Annotated in this window: 17 protein-coding genes; 11 read left to right on the top strand and 6 right to left on the bottom strand. The window is 64.4% G+C overall.

Translation table 11 applies throughout. From position 1 onward, the window contains the following. Positions 1 to 29 precede the first annotated feature (29 nt). Positions 30 to 659 (bottom strand): dTMP kinase, encoded by a 630-nt coding sequence (locus ACZY0X_RS16115; RefSeq protein WP_463771818.1) that lies wholly within the window; start codon positions 657 to 659, stop codon positions 30 to 32. An 88-nt stretch (positions 660 to 747) separates the two neighbouring features. Between ACZY0X_RS16115 and ACZY0X_RS16110 the strand changes: the two genes are divergently transcribed. From ACZY0X_RS16110 to ACZY0X_RS16095, 4 genes are read left to right on the top strand one after another with little or no spacing between them, the layout of a single operon-like run. Continuing rightward, positions 748 to 1,491, top strand: a complete 744-nt coding sequence (locus tag ACZY0X_RS16110; RefSeq protein ID WP_463771817.1) for a WXG100 family type VII secretion target — start codon at positions 748 to 750, stop codon at positions 1,489 to 1,491. A gap of 6 nt (positions 1,492 to 1,497) precedes the next feature. Then, positions 1,498 to 1,785 carry a WXG100 family type VII secretion target gene (locus ACZY0X_RS16105; RefSeq protein WP_241400416.1) on the top strand — a complete coding sequence of 96 codons (288 nt, stop codon included), beginning with the start codon at positions 1,498 to 1,500 and terminating at the stop codon, positions 1,783 to 1,785. Next, on the top strand, positions 1,776 to 4,913 hold the full coding sequence (locus tag ACZY0X_RS16100; RefSeq protein ID WP_463771816.1) for a WXG100-like domain-containing protein: 3,138 nt from the start codon (positions 1,776 to 1,778) through the stop codon (positions 4,911 to 4,913). The genes ACZY0X_RS16105 and ACZY0X_RS16100 overlap by 10 nt, the downstream gene beginning before the upstream one ends. 3 nt (positions 4,914 to 4,916) lie before the next feature. Continuing rightward, entirely contained in the window at positions 4,917 to 5,210 is a 294-nt protein-coding gene (locus ACZY0X_RS16095; RefSeq protein WP_463771814.1) for a hypothetical protein, read from the top strand. Positions 5,211 to 5,253: 43 nt separating this feature from the next. Here ACZY0X_RS16095 and ACZY0X_RS16090 read toward each other — a convergent pair whose 3' ends face one another. The 3 genes from ACZY0X_RS16090 to ACZY0X_RS16080 all read right to left on the bottom strand — a co-directional run bounded on the left by ACZY0X_RS16090 (position 5,254) and on the right by ACZY0X_RS16080 (position 6,827). Beyond that, the gene (locus tag ACZY0X_RS16090; protein ID WP_463771813.1) at positions 5,254 to 5,748 is read right to left on the bottom strand and encodes a tetratricopeptide repeat protein; all 495 of its coding nucleotides are present in this window, start codon (positions 5,746 to 5,748) and stop codon (positions 5,254 to 5,256) included. Further along, positions 5,748 to 5,957 (bottom strand): hypothetical protein, encoded by a 210-nt coding sequence (locus ACZY0X_RS16085; protein ID WP_463771811.1) that lies wholly within the window; start codon positions 5,955 to 5,957, stop codon positions 5,748 to 5,750. Before ACZY0X_RS16085 ends, ACZY0X_RS16090 begins: the two co-directional genes overlap by 1 nt. Before the next feature lie 312 nt (positions 5,958 to 6,269). Further along, positions 6,270 to 6,827, bottom strand: a complete 558-nt coding sequence (locus ACZY0X_RS16080; RefSeq protein WP_463771809.1) for a TetR/AcrR family transcriptional regulator — start codon at positions 6,825 to 6,827, stop codon at positions 6,270 to 6,272. Positions 6,828 to 7,229: 402 nt separating this feature from the next. On the opposite strand from ACZY0X_RS16080, the gene ACZY0X_RS16075 reads away from it, so the two are divergent. From ACZY0X_RS16075 to ACZY0X_RS16045, 7 genes are read left to right on the top strand one after another with little or no spacing between them, the layout of a single operon-like run. Next, a complete protein-coding gene (locus ACZY0X_RS16075; protein WP_463771808.1) occupies positions 7,230 to 8,477 on the top strand; it encodes a M24 family metallopeptidase in 1,248 nt (415 codons plus the stop codon). Continuing rightward, positions 8,474 to 9,646 carry an ABC transporter ATP-binding protein gene (locus tag ACZY0X_RS16070; protein ID WP_463771806.1) on the top strand — a complete coding sequence of 391 codons (1,173 nt, stop codon included), beginning with the start codon at positions 8,474 to 8,476 and terminating at the stop codon, positions 9,644 to 9,646. The genes ACZY0X_RS16075 and ACZY0X_RS16070 overlap by 4 nt, the downstream gene beginning before the upstream one ends. Beyond that, positions 9,643 to 10,812, top strand: a complete 1,170-nt coding sequence (locus ACZY0X_RS16065; RefSeq protein ID WP_463771805.1) for an ABC transporter substrate-binding protein — start codon at positions 9,643 to 9,645, stop codon at positions 10,810 to 10,812. The genes ACZY0X_RS16070 and ACZY0X_RS16065 overlap by 4 nt, the downstream gene beginning before the upstream one ends. Positions 10,813 to 10,817: 5 nt before the next feature. Continuing rightward, positions 10,818 to 11,717, top strand: a complete 900-nt coding sequence (locus ACZY0X_RS16060) for an ABC transporter permease (RefSeq protein ID WP_463771804.1) — start codon at positions 10,818 to 10,820, stop codon at positions 11,715 to 11,717. After that, positions 11,714 to 12,541, top strand: a complete 828-nt coding sequence (locus tag ACZY0X_RS16055; RefSeq protein WP_463771802.1) for an ABC transporter permease — start codon at positions 11,714 to 11,716, stop codon at positions 12,539 to 12,541. Before ACZY0X_RS16060 ends, ACZY0X_RS16055 begins: the two co-directional genes overlap by 4 nt. A gap of 56 nt (positions 12,542 to 12,597) precedes the next feature. Further along, on the top strand, positions 12,598 to 14,250 hold the full coding sequence (locus tag ACZY0X_RS16050) for an amidohydrolase (RefSeq protein ID WP_463771800.1): 1,653 nt from the start codon (positions 12,598 to 12,600) through the stop codon (positions 14,248 to 14,250). Positions 14,251 to 14,282: 32 nt separating this feature from the next. Beyond that, on the top strand, positions 14,283 to 15,209 hold the full coding sequence (locus ACZY0X_RS16045; RefSeq protein WP_463771799.1) for an AEC family transporter: 927 nt from the start codon (positions 14,283 to 14,285) through the stop codon (positions 15,207 to 15,209). Positions 15,210 to 15,308: 99 nt separating this feature from the next. Here the strand turns inward: ACZY0X_RS16045 and ACZY0X_RS16040 are convergent, their stop codons facing one another. Together ACZY0X_RS16040 and ACZY0X_RS16035 are read right to left on the bottom strand one after the other, a co-directional pair. Further along, positions 15,309 to 16,061 (bottom strand): sulfite exporter TauE/SafE family protein, encoded by a 753-nt coding sequence (locus ACZY0X_RS16040; protein ID WP_463771797.1) that lies wholly within the window; start codon positions 16,059 to 16,061, stop codon positions 15,309 to 15,311. Further along, positions 16,058 to 17,830, bottom strand: coding sequence for a CocE/NonD family hydrolase (locus tag ACZY0X_RS16035; RefSeq protein ID WP_463772453.1), 1,773 nt, complete (start codon positions 17,828 to 17,830; stop codon positions 16,058 to 16,060). Before ACZY0X_RS16035 ends, ACZY0X_RS16040 begins: the two co-directional genes overlap by 4 nt. Between the last annotated feature and the right edge of the window lie 133 nt (positions 17,831 to 17,963).

The raw sequence follows: 17,963 nt of genomic DNA, 5'->3' as shown, positions 1-17,963 counted from the left end.
TTACCACACCGGGCGTTTTGCCCGTTTGATCAGCGCGCGAGTTCGCGGGCGAGTTCGGCGGGGGTGGTATCGGGGCCCGCGACAGCCCACCGACCGCACCAGCCACCCTCGGCAAGCGCCGCGTACGCCTCGTTGGTGCGGCGCTGCAGACCGTCGTCGCGCTCGTAGGCGTCGCGGGCCCGGTCGGCCTCGAGTTCGGCCCGACGCTCAGCACGCTGGGCGGCGAGTTCGGTCGGCACCGCCAGCAGAACCTGCCAGTCCGGGGTCGGCAGCGCGAACCTGTCGAACTCGAGATTGCGCACCCACTCGACTACCTCGCCGTCGACGCCCTGGTGCAACCGGGCCGCGCTGTAGGCCGCATTGGAGGCCACGTAGCGGTCGAGGATAACGACGTCGTAGTCGGCGCGCAGCTGTGCGATCTGGTCACGGGCGTCGGCCCTGTCGAGGGCGAACAGCATCGCCATGGCGTACACCGACTCCGACAGGTCACCGTGCTGACCGTGCAGGGCCTCGGCGGCGACGTCGGCGTGGACCGACTGCTTGTAGCGCGGGAACGCCAGCGTCGCGACGGTCTTGCCGTCCGCCTCGAAGCTTGAGCGCAGTCCGTCAGTGAGCGTGCGCTTGCCGGCACCGTCGACGCCCTCGATCACGATGAGCACGCCGGGAAGCGTAACTGGTGCGTCCGACCCCCCTTCACCGCCGATAGGCTCGGATCAGCTGACCGTCAAGGGACTGGAGGTCTGTCGGGTGGGGCAGTCGGTCGAAGTAGTCGTCTCGGAGTTGAGTTCGGCATCAGCACGTCTGGAGGACGCCGCACAGCGGCTGCAGGACGGGTTGTCGAGCGTGGACGACGAGACGACGCAGTTGCTGGGTTCGGGGTGGAAGGGCGGGGCCGCGTCGGCATACGGGCCCGCGTGGGAGCAGTGGCACAGCGGCGCGGAGCAGGTCGTGGAGGGCTTGCAGCGGATGTCGGAGCTGTTGACGATCGCCGGCAGGGAGTACGCCAAGACCGATGAGTCGGGCGCCGAGGCGCTCAGCTCGACGATGCAGGGATCTGGTGGGTCGGCGGGCGGAAGTGGCGCCGCGGGCGGCCAGAGCGCTGGCGCAGCGAGCGGCCCGGGCGCAGCCCAGGGCATGGTTGGGCAGGGCGATGGCGCGAGCAGTGCCGGTGGCGCCAACCAGGCGGCGCAGTCCGGCGGTGGAGCGCAGCAGGCGATGTCGTCGGCCGCGCAGCTCGGTCAGGCCGCCTTCTCGCCGCTCTCACAGGCCGGGCAGGCCGTCGCCGGGCTGGCGCAGCAGGCCGCACAGTTGGCGACCGGATTGGCGCAGCAGGCCGCCCAGGATGCCGAGGACCAGCAGGACGACGAGCCCGAGCGCCCGGAGGACGCCGCGGCACCGTCCGGTGAACAGGCGACGGGAATCGCGCCAGTGGAGTCCGCACCCGTCAACCCCGGCGAGGCGATGCGTGCCGTCGAGCGGCCGGGCGAGTAGGAGTCGATGACGATGCTGGTGGTGGATTTCGCGCAGTTGCAGGCGGCCATCGATCACATGACGAGATTCGAGCAGGACGTCTCCGAGTGCCTCGACGACATTGACCACACCATGGCGGCATTGCGGGCGACATGGCATGGGGAGGCGTCGGATTCCCAAGCACAGGCACAGCAGCAGTGGGAGACGGGTGCCGAGCAGATGAAGACGGCGCTGGAGCAGTTGAGGAAGATCGCCCAGGCCGCGCACACGAACTACTCGGACGCGGTCAGCAAGAACGGGCAGATGTGGGAGTAGCCGGCGCGGGCGGCCGCATCGAGGTCGACCCGGAGGTCCTGCTTCATACCGGCCAGCAGATGGCGTCGATCGGAGCGCAACTGGGCATGCTGTCCGACGCGCTGGGCGCGGCGTTGGGCAGCGGGATCGCCTCCGGTATGGATCCGGCTGGCGCGAACTTCGGGATGAGTTACGGGCGTCAGGCGCAGGGCTTCGCCGACGCGTTGGCCGATGCCGCCAACTCCTTCAAGGCTGTCGGCTACATGTTGGAGGCGACGGGCTACAACTACAAGAACGCCGATGCCGCGTCGACCATCGGCGGATCGGGGCCCGCGGGTGGCGTGGGTTCCGAGCCCAGCAAGACCACGGCGGGGAGCGCCCCCATGGGGCCGAGTTCGGCCAACGTCTCCCCGCCGACCAAATGGACACTGATTCAACCGTTTCTGCGGATGATTCCCGGGTTCGGACTGTTCGCGAGCGCGGCGATGACGTGGCCGTCCGGCGATCCGTCCCTGTTGCGTCTGACCGCCGCGCAGTGGCGCAACCTCGCGACCGGTCTGTCGGCGTTCGACGACGACATCGCAGCCATCAAGGCCGCAACGTCGGCGCAGGACATCCCCGAGGGTGGGGGTATCGCTCAGGCCCTCGCCGACCTCGGTGACTACGTGTCGTCAATGTCAGAATCTGCGTCGACGATCGCGACGTCGGTCGACGATTTCGCCGCCGGCGTGCAGAACACCCAGGACGCCGTCCGCCGACTACTGGACCGGATTTCGCTCGACGGTCTGTGGGACACGGTGACGGGCTTCCTCACCGGCGACGGTGACGACATCCTTCGCGAGGTCGCCCGCAACGTCGGCGATGTGCTGGAGAACTTCCAGGACCAGGTCAAGGGCGTGGTCGGACTCCTGGGAGAGCTGGCGACCCTCATCGGCGAGGCAGCGACCGCATTCCAGAAGTGGATACGGCCAATCCTGGTCGAGACTTTCGGCGACGACGTGGGGAACGCGCTGGCCGACACCGTCACGCTGTACACCGACTTCCAGGTCGGCGTGGCCACCGGTCTGATCAACACCGTCTCGGGTGTGGTGTCGATGGCCGACCCCGACACGTGGAAGGGCATGGCCGACGTAGCCCTGTCGGTGGCCCAGGATCCCTCGTCGCTGCCCGGCGTGCTGGCGAACATGGGCAAGGAGTTCGTGGCCTGGGACAAGTGGTCTGGTGACCACCCGGGCAGGGCCGCGGGAGAGGCGGCCTTCAACATCGGGTCGCTGTTCGTCCCCGGCGGCGCGCTGTCGAAGACGGGCACCGTGGCCAAGGGTCTGCGGTACACCAACCGCCTGCTCGAGGAGGGTCGACTCCCCCGACTCGGGGATCTGCCCGGTGTCGGGGGCGGCAACCGCAGCCTGCCCGGATTGGACGACCTACCCGGAGCGGGCCCGGGACTTCCGGGTGTCCCGGAGTTCAGGCCCGGGGCAGTCCCCGACTCGATCGTCGGCCCGTCCATGCCCAATGGTGTTGACGCGCCGACAAACCCATCCGGTCCCGGTAGCGGTGTCCCGACCGGGCCGTCTGATCCGCCGGGACCGTCCGGCACCCCCGTTGGCGGCAATGGTCATGGATCCGGGCCCGGTGGTGGCGATGGTCCGCCGCCTGATTCGCCGGGGCAGCCCGTCAGTCCGTCGGGGGCGGGGCCGGGATCCGTGGACTCTCCGACCAGCCCGGCGTCGTCGGGTCCTGTTGACTCGCCGCACATCTCGGAGCCGTCAGCGCCGTCTACGCCGAGCCACACGCCGGAGACATCTAGTTCCGCGGGCATGCAGGATTCCAGCCGACCGTCATCCGAAACCGGTACATCCCCGGCCAGTCACACGCCGACGACTCCGGAGGCATCCGGAAACGGGCACGCAACTGGGCAACAGAGCGGTGGCGGTGGCGGTGGCGGTGGCGGTGGCGGCAGCGAGACGCCGAGTGCGCCGAGTGAGAGTCACCGGCCCAGTTCCGATGGCTATAACGGACGTTCGGATGGACCCACGCACGCGCCCGCCGACCACCAGCCCGCTCACACACCCGCAGAACAACCCAACGGACATGAGCGATCCGGAACCGACGGCAGCCAAACGCGCGAGCACCCCCAGCCTGTCGGTGATGGCAACCGGCAGCACCAGGAGTCCACTGGAACGACACCGGGCGGGATGGCCGGGGGCGGCATGCCCATGGCGCCACACGCCCCGGGCGGGAGTCACAGCTCGGCCGACGGTCAATCCGCTGCCGGAAGGACACAAGGCGCCGATGCCCCCGCCCGCACGCCCGACGCCAAGGCTCCGCAGCCAGGTTCTCCGGAAAGCCCACGGGCACAAGGGCCTGCCGCTGGGCCAGTCGCGGCCAATGGGCCTGGAGCACCGGTCAATTCCGCGGCGGGGCATCCGACGACGGGCGAAGCGGGCCAGCCGTCGCGTCCGGGAACCGAGGCACCGTCCTCGCGCGATCCGGCGAGCGACGCGCCGGCGGACGGGCCTCGCTCATCGTCACAAGGTGGCGATCAGTCGCAAGCTGATCTCGATTCTCGGGGTCTGTCCACTGACCCAGTAGATCGCGAACTAGCCGATGCATCCGATTCGTCTGCAGACGAACATGTCCGCGACCATCAGGACGATCGCGACCGACCTGAACACGAATACAAGCCGATTCTGGATGAGAATGGCCATTACGTGCCAGGCAGCCTGCCGCCATACGACCAACTACTCCACCTGACACGAACTGACCCCGACTCGGCCCACTACTGGTCCGGCCGCGATGCGAACGGGATGGGAGTGGGTCCCGACGGCTCTGGGATCGCCGAGCGCATTGCGGAGGGGGCCAACGGAACCACTCTGGAGATGACCCTTGAGCGGAATGGCGTCAACCCTCTACCTGCGTGGAATCGCCACGACCCCGAATCGGTGCGGTTCTGGGAAGAAGCATCTGCGGCATACGCGGAGAACGCAAGCGGCGATGTCACGGCGATCGTTGGCAGCGACCTACGACCCGGCAACATATGGCAGACGGTCGAGATTCCACGACTGATGGATAATCCAGACGTCATCCGCATCACCCAAATTGACCCCGACACCGGCGAAGCCACCGAAATACACTCGAGGAAGAGATAAGCGATGACAGACAATAGCTTCGACATTAGTGAAGCGCTGGCGCTGTACCTCAAGCACTATCCGGGTAAGAACGACACCGAGTTTGATGCGCACTACGGCGTAGACGTCGCGCCCGCGGCGAGGGCAGCAGTACGCCAGATGCTCGACGAAACCATGAGTTTGCAGCCCGACTGGTCTCAGATGTCCCTAAACGATGCGGGGGACTTCGTTGAGACCGAAATGCACTCGCGACATCCCGATCTCACAAGCAAGGCGCTCGAGTGCATCGGCAATTACTACACCTACTTGATGCGCTGATCAAGTAGTTCGCACTTCATTGTTCGTGGGGTTCATCGGGGCGCTAGGAGTACACCGCGAGAAGCATTTTGGGTCCTTTCGGTTCACACGACCTAGACCGCCGCCTGGCTGAGGGCATTCCTCGCCCGTCCGGCATTGCGCCGCTGATCGCTCGCCTAGCCGGGCGTCCTGTGTCCGCCAGCAGGCGCGCGTAGTTGTGGTGGGCCAGATGGCTGTGTGGATGGGTGGTCGCCGTCCGCCATGCCATCCAGAGCGCGTCGGGAATCCGGCCCAGCAATTCGAGCGCTCGACTGTAGACGCGCATCGCGTGCTCATTGTCCGGGGCGACCGAGAGAGCCGCGTGCGCGCTGCTCGCGGCCGCCGCGTAGTCGGACTGCGCCAGCTTGGCGCGGGCGTGGGCCGTCAACAGCCGCGGGTGATTCGGGTTGATGGCCAGCGCCGCCCCGACCGCCTCCTCGGCCTGCCGGTGATTGCCTGCCGCGATGTGGGTTTCGGCGATGTGAACCACCGCATCGACGTCGTTGGGCGCTGCCGTCATCACAATCTTCTACCCAAAGCGCATCTCGCCAGATCGCGGTGATCCACTTGATCCTCGGCAGCTGCCAACGCCGCGGTGCGGCGCCCCGTTGGTTCGGCGAAATTCTCACGGGCAGAACCTGTTTCGGCCATATCCAGATTCCGTTCGATGACGACGAGCCCGTGTTCGGAGTCAGACACAATCCCCCGGATCACCGGATCGTGGGCCACAACCAACTCCTCTCGCCGCTTCGTGTGAATCCTAGGTGAACGGGCGATCGCTTCGCGGGACTGCTCGAAGTATCTTCAGAGGAAGACGCCCGGGTACAGCAGTCGATCTCGTCGCGGGCGTCGGCCGTTCGACTCGGTCGAGGGCGAACAGCACTACGGTCCGCTTCGAAGGTCATGCGTAGCCCCGTCAGCGTGCACTCCGCCCGCACCGTCGACGCCCTCCATCACGATGAGCACGCCGCGTGCGGAGCAACTTGATGCCGAATCGAACGACCGAATGTAATCGGAGTCGACCGGCTAGCAGGACACTGTTCAATCTGCGGCGCGGTGTTCACCTCTTGGCGGTAGGCCTTCAGCGGGAAGGTGTGTGCAATTCAACTCACCGAGAGCGGCCCGCGCGTAGCTCAGTAGCTGTGTCGCCGCCGCCGACACCCCCATCTCCGGATGACCTGCCAGGATGCGGTAGCCGATACCGTCCTCAAGGCTGACCAGATTCCGAGCGATTGCTGTCGCGTCAACCGCCGCATCGTTGACGATCTCGTTGATGATGTGTTCGTACATCTGGACCTGGCGGTCGTAGAAGGCATTGAGCAGAGCCGAGAATTCGGCGTCCTGTCCTGCAGACGAGTTGAGAACAGCCAACAGTGATGCTTCGACATCCTCCTCCGATCGAGGAAGACCTGCGGCGATCGCGACATGCAGCTTGCACACCGGATCCGCCAAAGACTGCGTCGTCCGGATGCGCTGCTCGGTAAAACGGTCGAGGATGTCGACATAGGCAGCCACGATCAGTTCATGTATATCCGGATAGTGGTACAGGATGGTGCCGGGTGATACCTCCGCCTCGGCCGCGATCTGAATCAGCTGCACATGCAGCCCGTACTTGAGCAACGCGCCTCGCGTCGCGTCGACGAGCGATCGACGGCGATTCGTTCCGCGGTCTGACTTCGGTGGCCGGTTACTGGTCATAGTTCCTGATCGATCTTGACGCATTCTCGACTTCCTGGCGACATGTCCGGATCTCCGTGCTGACACCTCCACTCCTTAAACCCCAAACCCCACGCAAAAAACCCCAAACCCCACGCAAAACCGGCAAACCCTTGCGGGCCTCTGGGGGCCCTGGTAGAACACATCCATCTTGAAATTGAATTCAGATGCAAATTCTACGCACCTCGTTCGAACGGAAGTTTGACGCCAGCGTTGTGATTTCACCCACCGCCCATCGGGGCACTCCCCGGCACCCTCGCAAACAAGTGAAAGGCAAGGTCACCAATGGTGTTGACTCCGGAGGACATCGAGTTCGTCAAGGCGGATCTCGCAAGGCTCGATGATCTGCCCCGCGAACTCGCCTTTCCCGAAGAGGAGTACCGCGCCCGACATGAGCTCGTGCGGTCGCGCATGCAGGAGCAGGGCATGGACCTGCTTCTCATCAGCTCACCCGAAGGAATTGCGTGGATGTGCGGACACGCGCTTCGCTGGAACAAGGGCCAAGGTCCGACGGCTTGGCCGGCGCTGCAATGCCTCGCGGTGCGTGCCGACTCCGAGCGCCTGATCCTGTTCGAGACCGCCGACCACGACCATTTGATCCCAACGTATTCCGTGATCGACGACTACCGCACATCGGTCGAGGAGGATCTCGACCGCGTGCTCGCGCATATCATTCGCGAACTCACCGCCGAGAAATGGATCTCGGGCGTGGTCGGCCAGGAGTGGTGGAGCTACATCCCCAACAGAGTCGTCAGCGAGGCTGTGGAGCAGGCATTGCGCGACAACGGCGCCAGCGATGTCATCGACGCCAGCCTGCTCATGCGCAGGGTGCGGTCAGTCAAATCGCCGCGCGAGCTGGTCTACATCGAGCAGGCCACGACCGCGTGCGACGCGGGGCTCCTGGCGATGGAGGCCGCGATCAGGCCGGGTGTTCGCGAGATCGAGCTTTGGATCGAACTCATGCGAGGGATGATCGCCGCGGGCGGCGAACCCGCAGCTCTGCACGAGCTGGTGACATTCACGGCGAAGTCTGGACATTCGTTCTCCGGCGACCGGCGGCTCAACGTCGGCGACTGGATTCGTGCCGATCCCTGCGGTGTGGTCCACCACTACCACTCCAACGTGGCCGTCACGTATCACGTTGGGCCGATCCCCGATGAGGCACACCGCATCAGCGAAGTGGCCGGCGGCGCATTTGAAGTGCTCTGCTCGACCGCAAAGACGGGGGCAACCGTCGGTGAAGTCTGCCGCACCCTTCGGGAGTACTACGAGGCCGAGGGAAGCTGGGGAACCGGAATCCACGGCTGGACCGGCGGATACGAACTCGGGTTGAGCTTCCCCCCGGACTGGGTCGGCGAAGTCACCTTCACCGTCGGCGACGACGACGAGTCGGACCTGGTGCTCGAGGAGAACATGGTGTTCAACTACGAGAGCATCCTGCACTTCGCGATGATCGACACGGTGGTGATCGGCGCCGAGCGCAGCAGGACCCTCTCGCGGCTGCCGCACAGCGTCCGGGAAGTCTTGGTATGACGTACTCGGCGACCGCCGATACGCAGGCCGCGATCACTGTCGAGGGTGTCACGAAACGCTTTCCCCACGGGAAAGCCGACACGCTCCGCGGAATCGACCTGGAGATTCTTGACGGCGAGTTCTTCTCGATCCTTGGTCCCTCGGGATGCGGTAAGAGCACGCTGTTGCGAACCCTCGCCGGCTTCGAGTCCCCGACAACTGGAACGGTGCGACTGCACGGCGTCGATGTCACAAGCACGCCGCCCAACCGGCGCGACGTCAACCTCGTCTTCCAGAGTTACGCGCTGTTTCCGCACCTTTCGGTCGCCGGGAACATCGCGTTCGGCCTAAAGCGAAAACGACTGCACCGCAACGAGGTCGATTCACGGGTACGCGACGCCATCGAACTGGTACAGCTGAACGGGCGCGAGAACGCACGCCCCCGGGAACTCTCCGGCGGCCAGCAGCAGCGGGTGGCGCTCGCGCGGGCGCTCGTCAACCGACCTCGCGCCTTGCTCCTGGACGAACCGCTCGCTGCCTTGGACCTGAAACTGCGCCAGATCATGCAGGAGGAGCTCAAGCGCATCCAGCGCGAAGTCGGAATCACCTTCGTCTACGTAACCCACGATCAGGGCGAGGCGCTGGCGCTCTCCGATCGATTGGCGGTCATGGACGGCGGTCAACTCCGTCAGGTCGGTACGCCCGCAGAACTCTACGAACGCCCAGCCGACCGATTCGTGGCCGGGTTCATCGGCAGTTCAACGCTACTCGAGGCGGTCGTCGAGCGCAGCGCAGCCCCGGCGGTCCTGCGCTTGCGCTCCGGCGAGGCGATTCAGGTTCGCACTCACGTCGACCACACGGTCGGCACCAGCGTGGGCCTGGTGATCCGGCCCGAGCGCGTTCACCTCTACGGGCCGGAATGCGCCACGCCAGACGAGGCATTCGCGATTGACGGCACAGTCGACGACGCCGATTTCCTCGGCCGGTCCCACGACTACCGCATCCGTATCGGTGACGACACGCTGCTGCGTGCATCGACTCCGAACAACGGTCCCGACACCACAGCCTACGCACCAGGCGACCGAGTTCGTCTCGCGTGGAGCGTGACTGCCGACACGATCGTCGTCCTCGACTCGGATCCGGCCACGGTCGTGATCGCCACGGACTCAACAACAGGAGACCAGCCATGACATCCCCCACGCCCCGATCTCGGTTTGATCTGAGCCGACGCAGCTTCGTCCTCGGTGGAACGGGGGCTGCAATGCTCCTTCTCTCCAGTTGTGCGTCCGGCGGCAGCTCCGGTGGCGACGCACTGAGAGACGCCCCAGTTGCGGACAAGGCCGTCGTCGACGGCGACCTCAACCTGCTCACGTACGCCGACTACTTCGATGAAGAAGTGCTCCACGGATTCGAGGAGAACTACGGCGTCAAGATCAACTACACGTATTTTGCGTCGGGCGATGAGGGCCTGACGAAGCTGACTTCCGGCCTGCCCGTGGATGTCTCAACGATGGGATCCGAGAGGATTCTGCACGCCGCACAGAGCGGTCTGCTCAAGCGAGTCGACCACAGCGTTCTCAAGAACTACGGAGAAGTCCTGCCCGCATTCGTCGTCCCACCCTTCAACGGCCCGGACCAGCAGGCCAACGAAGCCACTGCCCCGTTTGTGGCGGCACCCTACGCGACGGGGTCGGTCGGACTGACGTGGAACTCCGACCACGTTCGGAACATGACCGGCAGCTTCAACGACCTCTGGACACATCCGGAGGCCGCCGGGCACATCTATCTCTGGGACGCAATGCAACTCACCATTGCGATGTTCCTGCGGCGCCTCGGATTCGCTCCCGAGCAGGCGGGTCAGCACGAGATGGACACGGTGCTCGAGGCGATGAGAGAACTCCGTCCGCAACTCGGCGGGTTCACCGGCATGGACACAACCCTCATCCAAAGTGGCCAGGCGTGGCTCATGCCTGTGTACGCGGGCGACCTCTTCACCGCGATGCACAACATGACCCCAGAGAAACAAGCCCTTTGGAAGTACCAGACCAACCGAGAGGGTGCGCTGTTCAACACCGATGCCTTCGTGATCCCCGCGGCGTCTCAGCATTCCGGCACCGCGTTGCTGTTCGTCGACTGGATGCTGGCGCCCGACAACATGAAGAAGACAGCCGCCTATATCGGATATCCCGTTCCGACCAAGACCGGCATGGCGGTCTACAACGAGATGACTCAGGAGTTCCCCTGGCTGCAGATCGACGAGTCGATCTTCGCCGACACCGGCCAGTGGTTGACGCCGATCGTGCCGGACAAGCGACGCCTCTGGCAGCAGACCTGGAACACGATGAAGGCCACCTGAAATCGATGACCACCATCATCAAACTGTCGGAGCCACCAACCGCGCGTCGTCGGACGTCGGGAACGACATTCTGGCGAGCTATCACGATCCCCGGGTCGGCCTGGCTCATCGCGCTCTACATCGTCCCGATCGGCCTGCTTGTCGCGGTCGCAGTCACCACATCTGATCTCGTCGGGCGGCCCGAATGGGGTTCGTTCACGCCCTCGGCGTTCGCTGAGCTGTTCAACCCGATCTATCTACCCGCTGCGGGCAGGACATTTCTGTTTGCCCTAGTCGTCAGTTTGATCTGCCTCTGCGCCGGCTACTGGGTGGCGTTCACCATCTCGCGCTACGGCGGCCGATGGAAGACCCTACTGATCCTGCTCGTTCTGCTGCCGTGGCTGATTGACTACCTGATCAGAATCTACTCCTGGCTACAGATCCTCGGCTCGGACGGGCTGTTGTCCCGCGGCCTCAACGCGATCGGCCTGACGGATGCGTCGATCAATCTCATTGGCACCGACGTCGCCGTCATCGTCGGCCTCGTCTATAGCGCTCTGCCCTTTATGATTCTGCCCGTCTTCGTCGCCATCGAAGCGCAGGATCCGCGCCTGAACGAGGCCTGCCGCGACCTGTACGGATCGGCCTGGGATGCATTCATTCACGTCACCGTGCCCGCATCGCTATCGGGGGTCATCTCCGGGTTCACAATCGTATTCCTGCTCACCTTCGGTGATTTCGCGAATGCCCGACTACTGGGAGGACCTGATCAGTACATGATCGGAAACCTCATCCAAGACCAGTTCGCGGGGGTCGGCGCCAGGCCGTTCGGCTCGGCGATCACGGTCTCCGTGCTGATCGCCATCCTCGTAGTCCTCGGAATCTTCACGCGGCTGAGCCGCACGGTGGAACGGCGATTGACATGAACCTCCCCTCCACCAGAACGCGCACCGCGCGAGTCGGCAAGTACATCCTGATCACCGGCACGACGCTGATCTTCATCTACCAATTCGCCCCCGTCGCCGTGGTCATGCTGTTCTCGTTCAACGACTCCCGCTCGGTGAACTCATTCACCGGTTTCAGCCTGACGTGGTACGCCGAGTTCCTGCAGAACACGACGATTCTGCGGGCCGCGGCGGTGAGCATCGTTATCGCGTTCGCCTGCGCCACAGTCGCGGTCACAGTTGGTTCGCTGCTCGCGCTGGGCCTGCAGCGGCTCAGTCGACGAGAAGCCGCTGCCGCCAACGTGGTGATCGGGCTCGTCTTCACCACACCCGAGATCGCCATGGGTGTCTCGTTGCTACTGCTGTTCACCTCGGTGGGGATTGGCTTGTCGCCACTGACCATCCTGCTGGGGCATGTGACGTTCTCGCTGTCCTATGTCGTGCTGCTCGTGCGCGCGCGCCTCAGCTCGCTGCGGCCCGACATCGAAGAGGCCGCCGCCGACCTCGGCGCAGGACGTCTGCAGACCTTGGTCTACGTCATCCTCCCCCAGCTGTGGCCGACTCTGCTGGTGTCATTCATGCTCGTATTCCTGTTGTCGTTCGACGATTTCGTCACCTCCTTCTTCACCAGCGGCCTCGATAGCCCGACGTTGCCGGTCTACATCTACGGAATGCTCCGCCGGGGCCTGACGCCCGAGATCAACGTCGCGGGAACACTGATGGCGGTCGGCGCGCTGCTGCTAGTCGGCATCGGCTACCTCGTCGCGGCACGACGGGAGCGATCGGTGCTCAAAGCACTGCAATGACAGTCACTGATCAGAACCCATCACCTTCGTCCAGTCTCAAGGGAGAGTCCGCAAGAATGAACTCGAAGTCGCTGCTGATCGAGAATGGCCGGGTATGGCTTCCGAGCGGCCATGTAGACGATGCCACTGTCCTCGTCGAGCAAGGGCGGATCACCGCGATCGGCGAAGCGGCGAGCGGTCGCGCGCGGCCCGGCATACCGGCGATCGACGCGAACGGCGGTCTGGTCGCCCCAGGATTCCAGGACTCCCATGTACACCCCTTCCACTGGGCCTCGCTGCAGATGAACTGCAACCTCGAGGGGGTGACGACCCAGGAGCAAGCCCTCGACGAGATCGGCCGATTCGCCCGTGCGAATCCCGACGCCGCGTGGGTCACCGGCGGCGGTTGGATGCTGTCGATCTTCGGCGGAAAGCTACCCACCCGCGAGATGCTCGATGCAGTGGTGCCCGATCGGCCCGCGTATCTTCCCTACACCGACGGGCATGGCGCGTGGGTGAACTCGAGGGCACTCGAGATCGCCGGAATCGACGCTGCCACAACAGATCCCTTCAAGGGCCGGATTGGACGCCACACCGACGGCACTCCCAACGGGATGCTGGAGGAACTCGCGATGAATCTCGTCGCCCGTCACATTCCAGTGTGCTCCGATGAGGAGATCGACCGCGCCTTTGCCCACGCGCACCACCAGATGCTCGCCTGGGGCGTGGTTGCCTGGCAGGACGCGATGGTCGGGGCCACGAAGAACCGCCCCGACAACCATCGCGGCTATCTGCGTGCGGAGGCGTCCGGTGTCCTGCAGGCCAAGGTCGTCGGTGCACTGTACTGGGACCCGCACCGCGGGCTCGACCAGCTGCCCGAGATGATCGAACGCCGACGCGAGAGCCTTTCGGCCGGTTCGCGGTACACCGCGAGCGCCGTCAAGATATTCCAGGACGGGGTCGCCGAGAACTTCACCGCGGGAATGCTCGAGCCTTACTTCAACGGGTGTGGCCACCTCACGGACAACTCAGGGGAGAGTTTCGTCGAACCCGAGCAACTGAACGAGATCGTCGCGGAACTGAGCCAGAACGGATTCCAAGTTCATTTCCACGCCCTAGGCGACCGGGCCGTCCGCGAGGCCCTCGACGCACTACAGTATGCCGTCGATAGGCACGGCGACCGAGATCTCAGGCACACCATCGCCCACATCCAGATCATCGATCCGGCCGACATCCCGCGTTTTGCGGCGTTGCGAGTCGTGGCCAACTGCCAGCCCCTCTGGGCGTGCCACGAGCCCGAAATGGACGTCATGACAGTGCCCTATCTCGGCGAGCATCGAACACGGCTGCAGTATCCGTTCGGTGCGCTGCGCCACGCAGGTGCCGTTCTGGCTTCCGGTAGTGATTGGCCAGTGTCGACCGCCGACCCGCTGGAGATCATGCACACGTCTGTGACGCGCTCAGCGAGCGGAGCACAGGGCGACGACCTGAAGCCGTTCCTCGGCGAGCAGGCATTGTCACTATCGGACACGTTGCGGGCGCATACATCCGGCGTGGCCTACCTCAACCATGACGAGCAGCGATCCGGTTCTATCGAGTCAGGCAAGGATGCCGACCTGGTGATCCTGGATCGCGACATCTTCGATCGCCCGATCTCCGAGATCGCGGCCGCATCGGTCACCCACACGATCATCGGCGGTGACGTGGTGTACGAGGCCACGGCGCCATGAGCGTCACCTGGGCGTAGCGCCCGGGCGGACTGATGCTCAATGCCCTGACCGGATTCTCGGTCATTCTGTTCTCCACCGCTACGGGCTACACCCTCGCCCGTGCGGGATTGCTCGGTGCGCACGCGGCACCGCTACTCGGGCGCCTGACATATCTCGTACTGGCTCCGTGTCTAATACTCGACACCATGGCGGGCGCGGACATCGGCGCCCTGGTGTCGGACACACTGCCCACTGCCGCGCTGGCCGCGATGCTGTCGTTCGCGGCATTCGCCGCCGTCGCGGTGCTGCTCTGGCGGCGTGACCCTGGCGAGGCAATAGTGGGCGCGTTGTCGGCGGGTTACGTGAACGCCTACTACGTCGGCCTACCGATCGCGACCTATGTGCTCGACGACCCCGCCCTCGTAGTGCCTATCATCCTGCTCCAGCTGATGGTGTTCGCTCCGATCGCCCTGCCGCTGCTGGACGCGACGGCTAGTCGGGGCGCCGGCGGTCTCCGGACGGCCTTGACGACGTTCGGCAACCCGCTGTTGATCGCATCGTTGGTCGGGATCGTCATCGCAGCAGCCGAATTCGACGTGCCACCGCTCATCGCCGAACCCATTGGAGCAATCGGCCATGCTGCCGTTCCGGTCATTCTGATCAGCTTCGGCATGTCGTTACACGGCCAACGAATTCTCGCCACACCTGGCCGGCGCCGTGACGCGGTGCTCGCGTCAACGCTGAAGATCGTCGTCATGCCGGTGACAGCGTGGCTGCTCGGGGCATTCGCGTTCCAGCTCGACACCAGCGCACTTGCAGGCGTCGTGATTCTCGCCGCGCTGCCGACCGCTCAGAACATCCTCATCTTCGCGGACAGGGTCCCAGCCGCAACGGTGCTGGCACGGGACGTCATCGCGATCACCACCATCGGCTCGATTCCGGTGATCATGCTGCTCAGCGTCGTGTTCGGTAACTCCTAGAAGAGACGAAACCCTAAGATTCAGGCGGATTACCGGTTCTCAACACCCCATCGTGGGCGAAGGCTGGAGGAGCCTGCACGAACTCTGACTGCGACACGCTCACAGCATTAGCCTGGCCACTGCAGCCAGACCGACCACAACGATGATTATCCGCAGGACCCGCGGCGACAGCCGACGGCCGACTCGGGTCCCCACCCAGCCACCAACCAATGAGCCAGCGGCGATGGTGAGGCCGGCGGGCCACGCGACGTGGCTGATCAGCACGTACACAAGTGCCGCGGTGGCGTTCGCAAGGCCGGCTAGAACGTTCTTCAATCCGTTTATCCGCTGCAGGTCGTCGTCGAGGGATATCCCCAGCAGCGCCAGCAGTATCACGCCTTGAGCCGCCCCGAAGTAGCCTCCGTACACCCCGCTCGCCAGCACGCCACCGGCCAGAACCCTGCCTCCGTGCCCTGTCCGGCCACCATCGCGTTTTGCCAGCCGGCGTGCCAACCAGGGCTGCACCACCACGAGGACGCATGCAACGAGGATGAGTACCGGCACAACAACGTCGAACGCCGAGGACGGCAGCCGCAGCAGCAGCACGCAACCGATCAGAGATCCGATCACGGTGACGATTCCAAACCTGACGATACGACGCCCCTGCCCCCGCAGTTCGCGTCGGTAACCGTAAACACCGACGAACGAGCCAGGGAAGACGCCAATATTGTTGGTTACGTTGGCAAGCACCGGTGGATAGCCGAATGCGAGGAGCGTCGGAAACGTCACCAGGGAACCTGAGCCAACAACGACGTTGATGCACCCGGCACACACGCCGGCCAGCAGCAGACAGGTGAACTCCAGCAGGCTCAATACAGCTTCCGATCCTGCGGCACCACTGGAAGTTTCACGAGGCTGGCCCTGGTCGCGTCATGGTGAATGGTGTTCTCCGCGACGATGTGACGTCCCGGAGTGCCGAGCGGATCACCCGTGTTCGGATTGACGTCAAAGCGCGGGAAGTTGCTGCTCGAGACGTCCACGCGGATACGGTGCCCGCGTACGAACAGATTGCTGGTCGGGTACAACTCGATGGCGATCGGATAGGTCTCGCCGGGTTCCATGAACACCGCGTGGCGGCGGTCTTCGCGGAAACGCGTACGAATGATGCTGTCCTGCAGGTTCAGCGCATATCCGTCCGGATAGTCGACGCTGGGCGGATGGACGTCGATGAGCTTGGCCGTGAAGTCGGTGTCGATGGCCGACGAGGACACCCACAGGTGGACGACGACGCTGCCGGTGACCTCGATGTCCTCGGTGAGCGGCTCGGTCTGGAAGGTGAGGACATCCTGGCGGACGTTCAACGGTAGATCATGTTCACAGCCCCACAGCCCCGGCCGGTGGCGCTGGTCGAAGCCGCCAGGGGGTAGCACGATGTCGGCCGCGGAAATGCTGCCACCGATCGTCGGTACCGGGTCGGCGGGGTCGAAACGGTAGGTCGTCGCGTTGGTATCGACAGTCGGAGCGGAAGAGCGAAGTGTTCCGTCGCCGTGAAGATAGAGGGCGTGTTCCTGGACACCCGGGGGCGGCCACGAGGTCTCGTCGCGCCATTTGCCGCCGTGGTCGAGACAACCCGACAGTAAGCGGCGGCCGCTACCCCCTCCCATCACGAAGATCCGCACCGGCGTCTGGCGCCGCAGACCGGTTTCGAGACCCTTGAGCGTCTCATCGAAGAATCGCAATCTCAGCGCGTCGTAGTCCAGAGGAGCATCGATGCCGAAATCGACGTCGCCCGAGTGGGTATGGCGCATAGGCTCGATATCGTGTAGCCAGGGGCCAATGATCAACCATTGCGGATTGGACTTGCGCTCAGACAGAGCCAGATAGTTGTCGGTAGTGGCTCGCGGGTAGGTGTCGTACCAGCCGCTGAGATGATAGATCGGCACATCGCTGTGCTCGTCGTAGTACTCCTCGACGTTGTAGCCGCGCTGCTTCCAGTATTCGTCGTACTCGCCATGGGTTAAGACGTCGAGCACCCACTGCTCGATCAACGGGAAATGGCGCAACACAGTGCTTCCACGCTTGAGCGGCACTCGATCGAGCAGTTCGTGCAGATGCTCCATCTGGTGCTCGACAGCCGCCCGCAACTCGCTGTCGGCGAGTGCCTGCGGGGCGTCGCGAGCCATGATGAACGCGTAGATGAGGAAGCGCAGTTCCATCGCGCCGCCCTGTCGCATCGCACAGGTGTGGTAGTTCGACACCCCCTCGGCGACGAACATCGCCGCCAGATGCGGTGGTGCGAGCGATGCCAGCGCGTGCTGATCGCTGCCCGCATACGACAGGCCCATCGTGCCGACCCGACCGTTCGACCACAGTTGCGTTCCTAGCCATTCGACTGTGTCATACCCGTCGGTGGCCTCCAGCGCGAACGGATACCAGTCCCCCTCCGACGCGAACCGGCCGCGGACGTCTTGTATCGCGGTCACATAGCCGTGACGGGCGAAGCGTTTGGCGGTGGCCACCAGGTCGGCGTCGCGCTTGTCGTAGGGCGTGCGCTCAAGCACGACAGGGTGTGTGCCAATGGCGATTTGGCTACCGTTAGCAGGAAGGTACAGATCGGTTGCAAGGCGAACACCGTCGCGCATCTCGATCATCACATCACGTTGGGCGATGACCTCGTGCACCGCAGCGGACGCAGAGCACGGCGATTCGGACGCAGGCGTGGTTGACGCGGGCATAGTGATTGAACCTCCAGAATTAGGGTCTAGCGGAGTTGGA

Source organism: Mycobacterium sp. IDUB_39 (assembly GCF_055419205.1).
The sequence above is the reverse complement of the archived record's forward strand: the minus strand, read 5'-3'. Positions and strand labels throughout refer to the sequence as shown.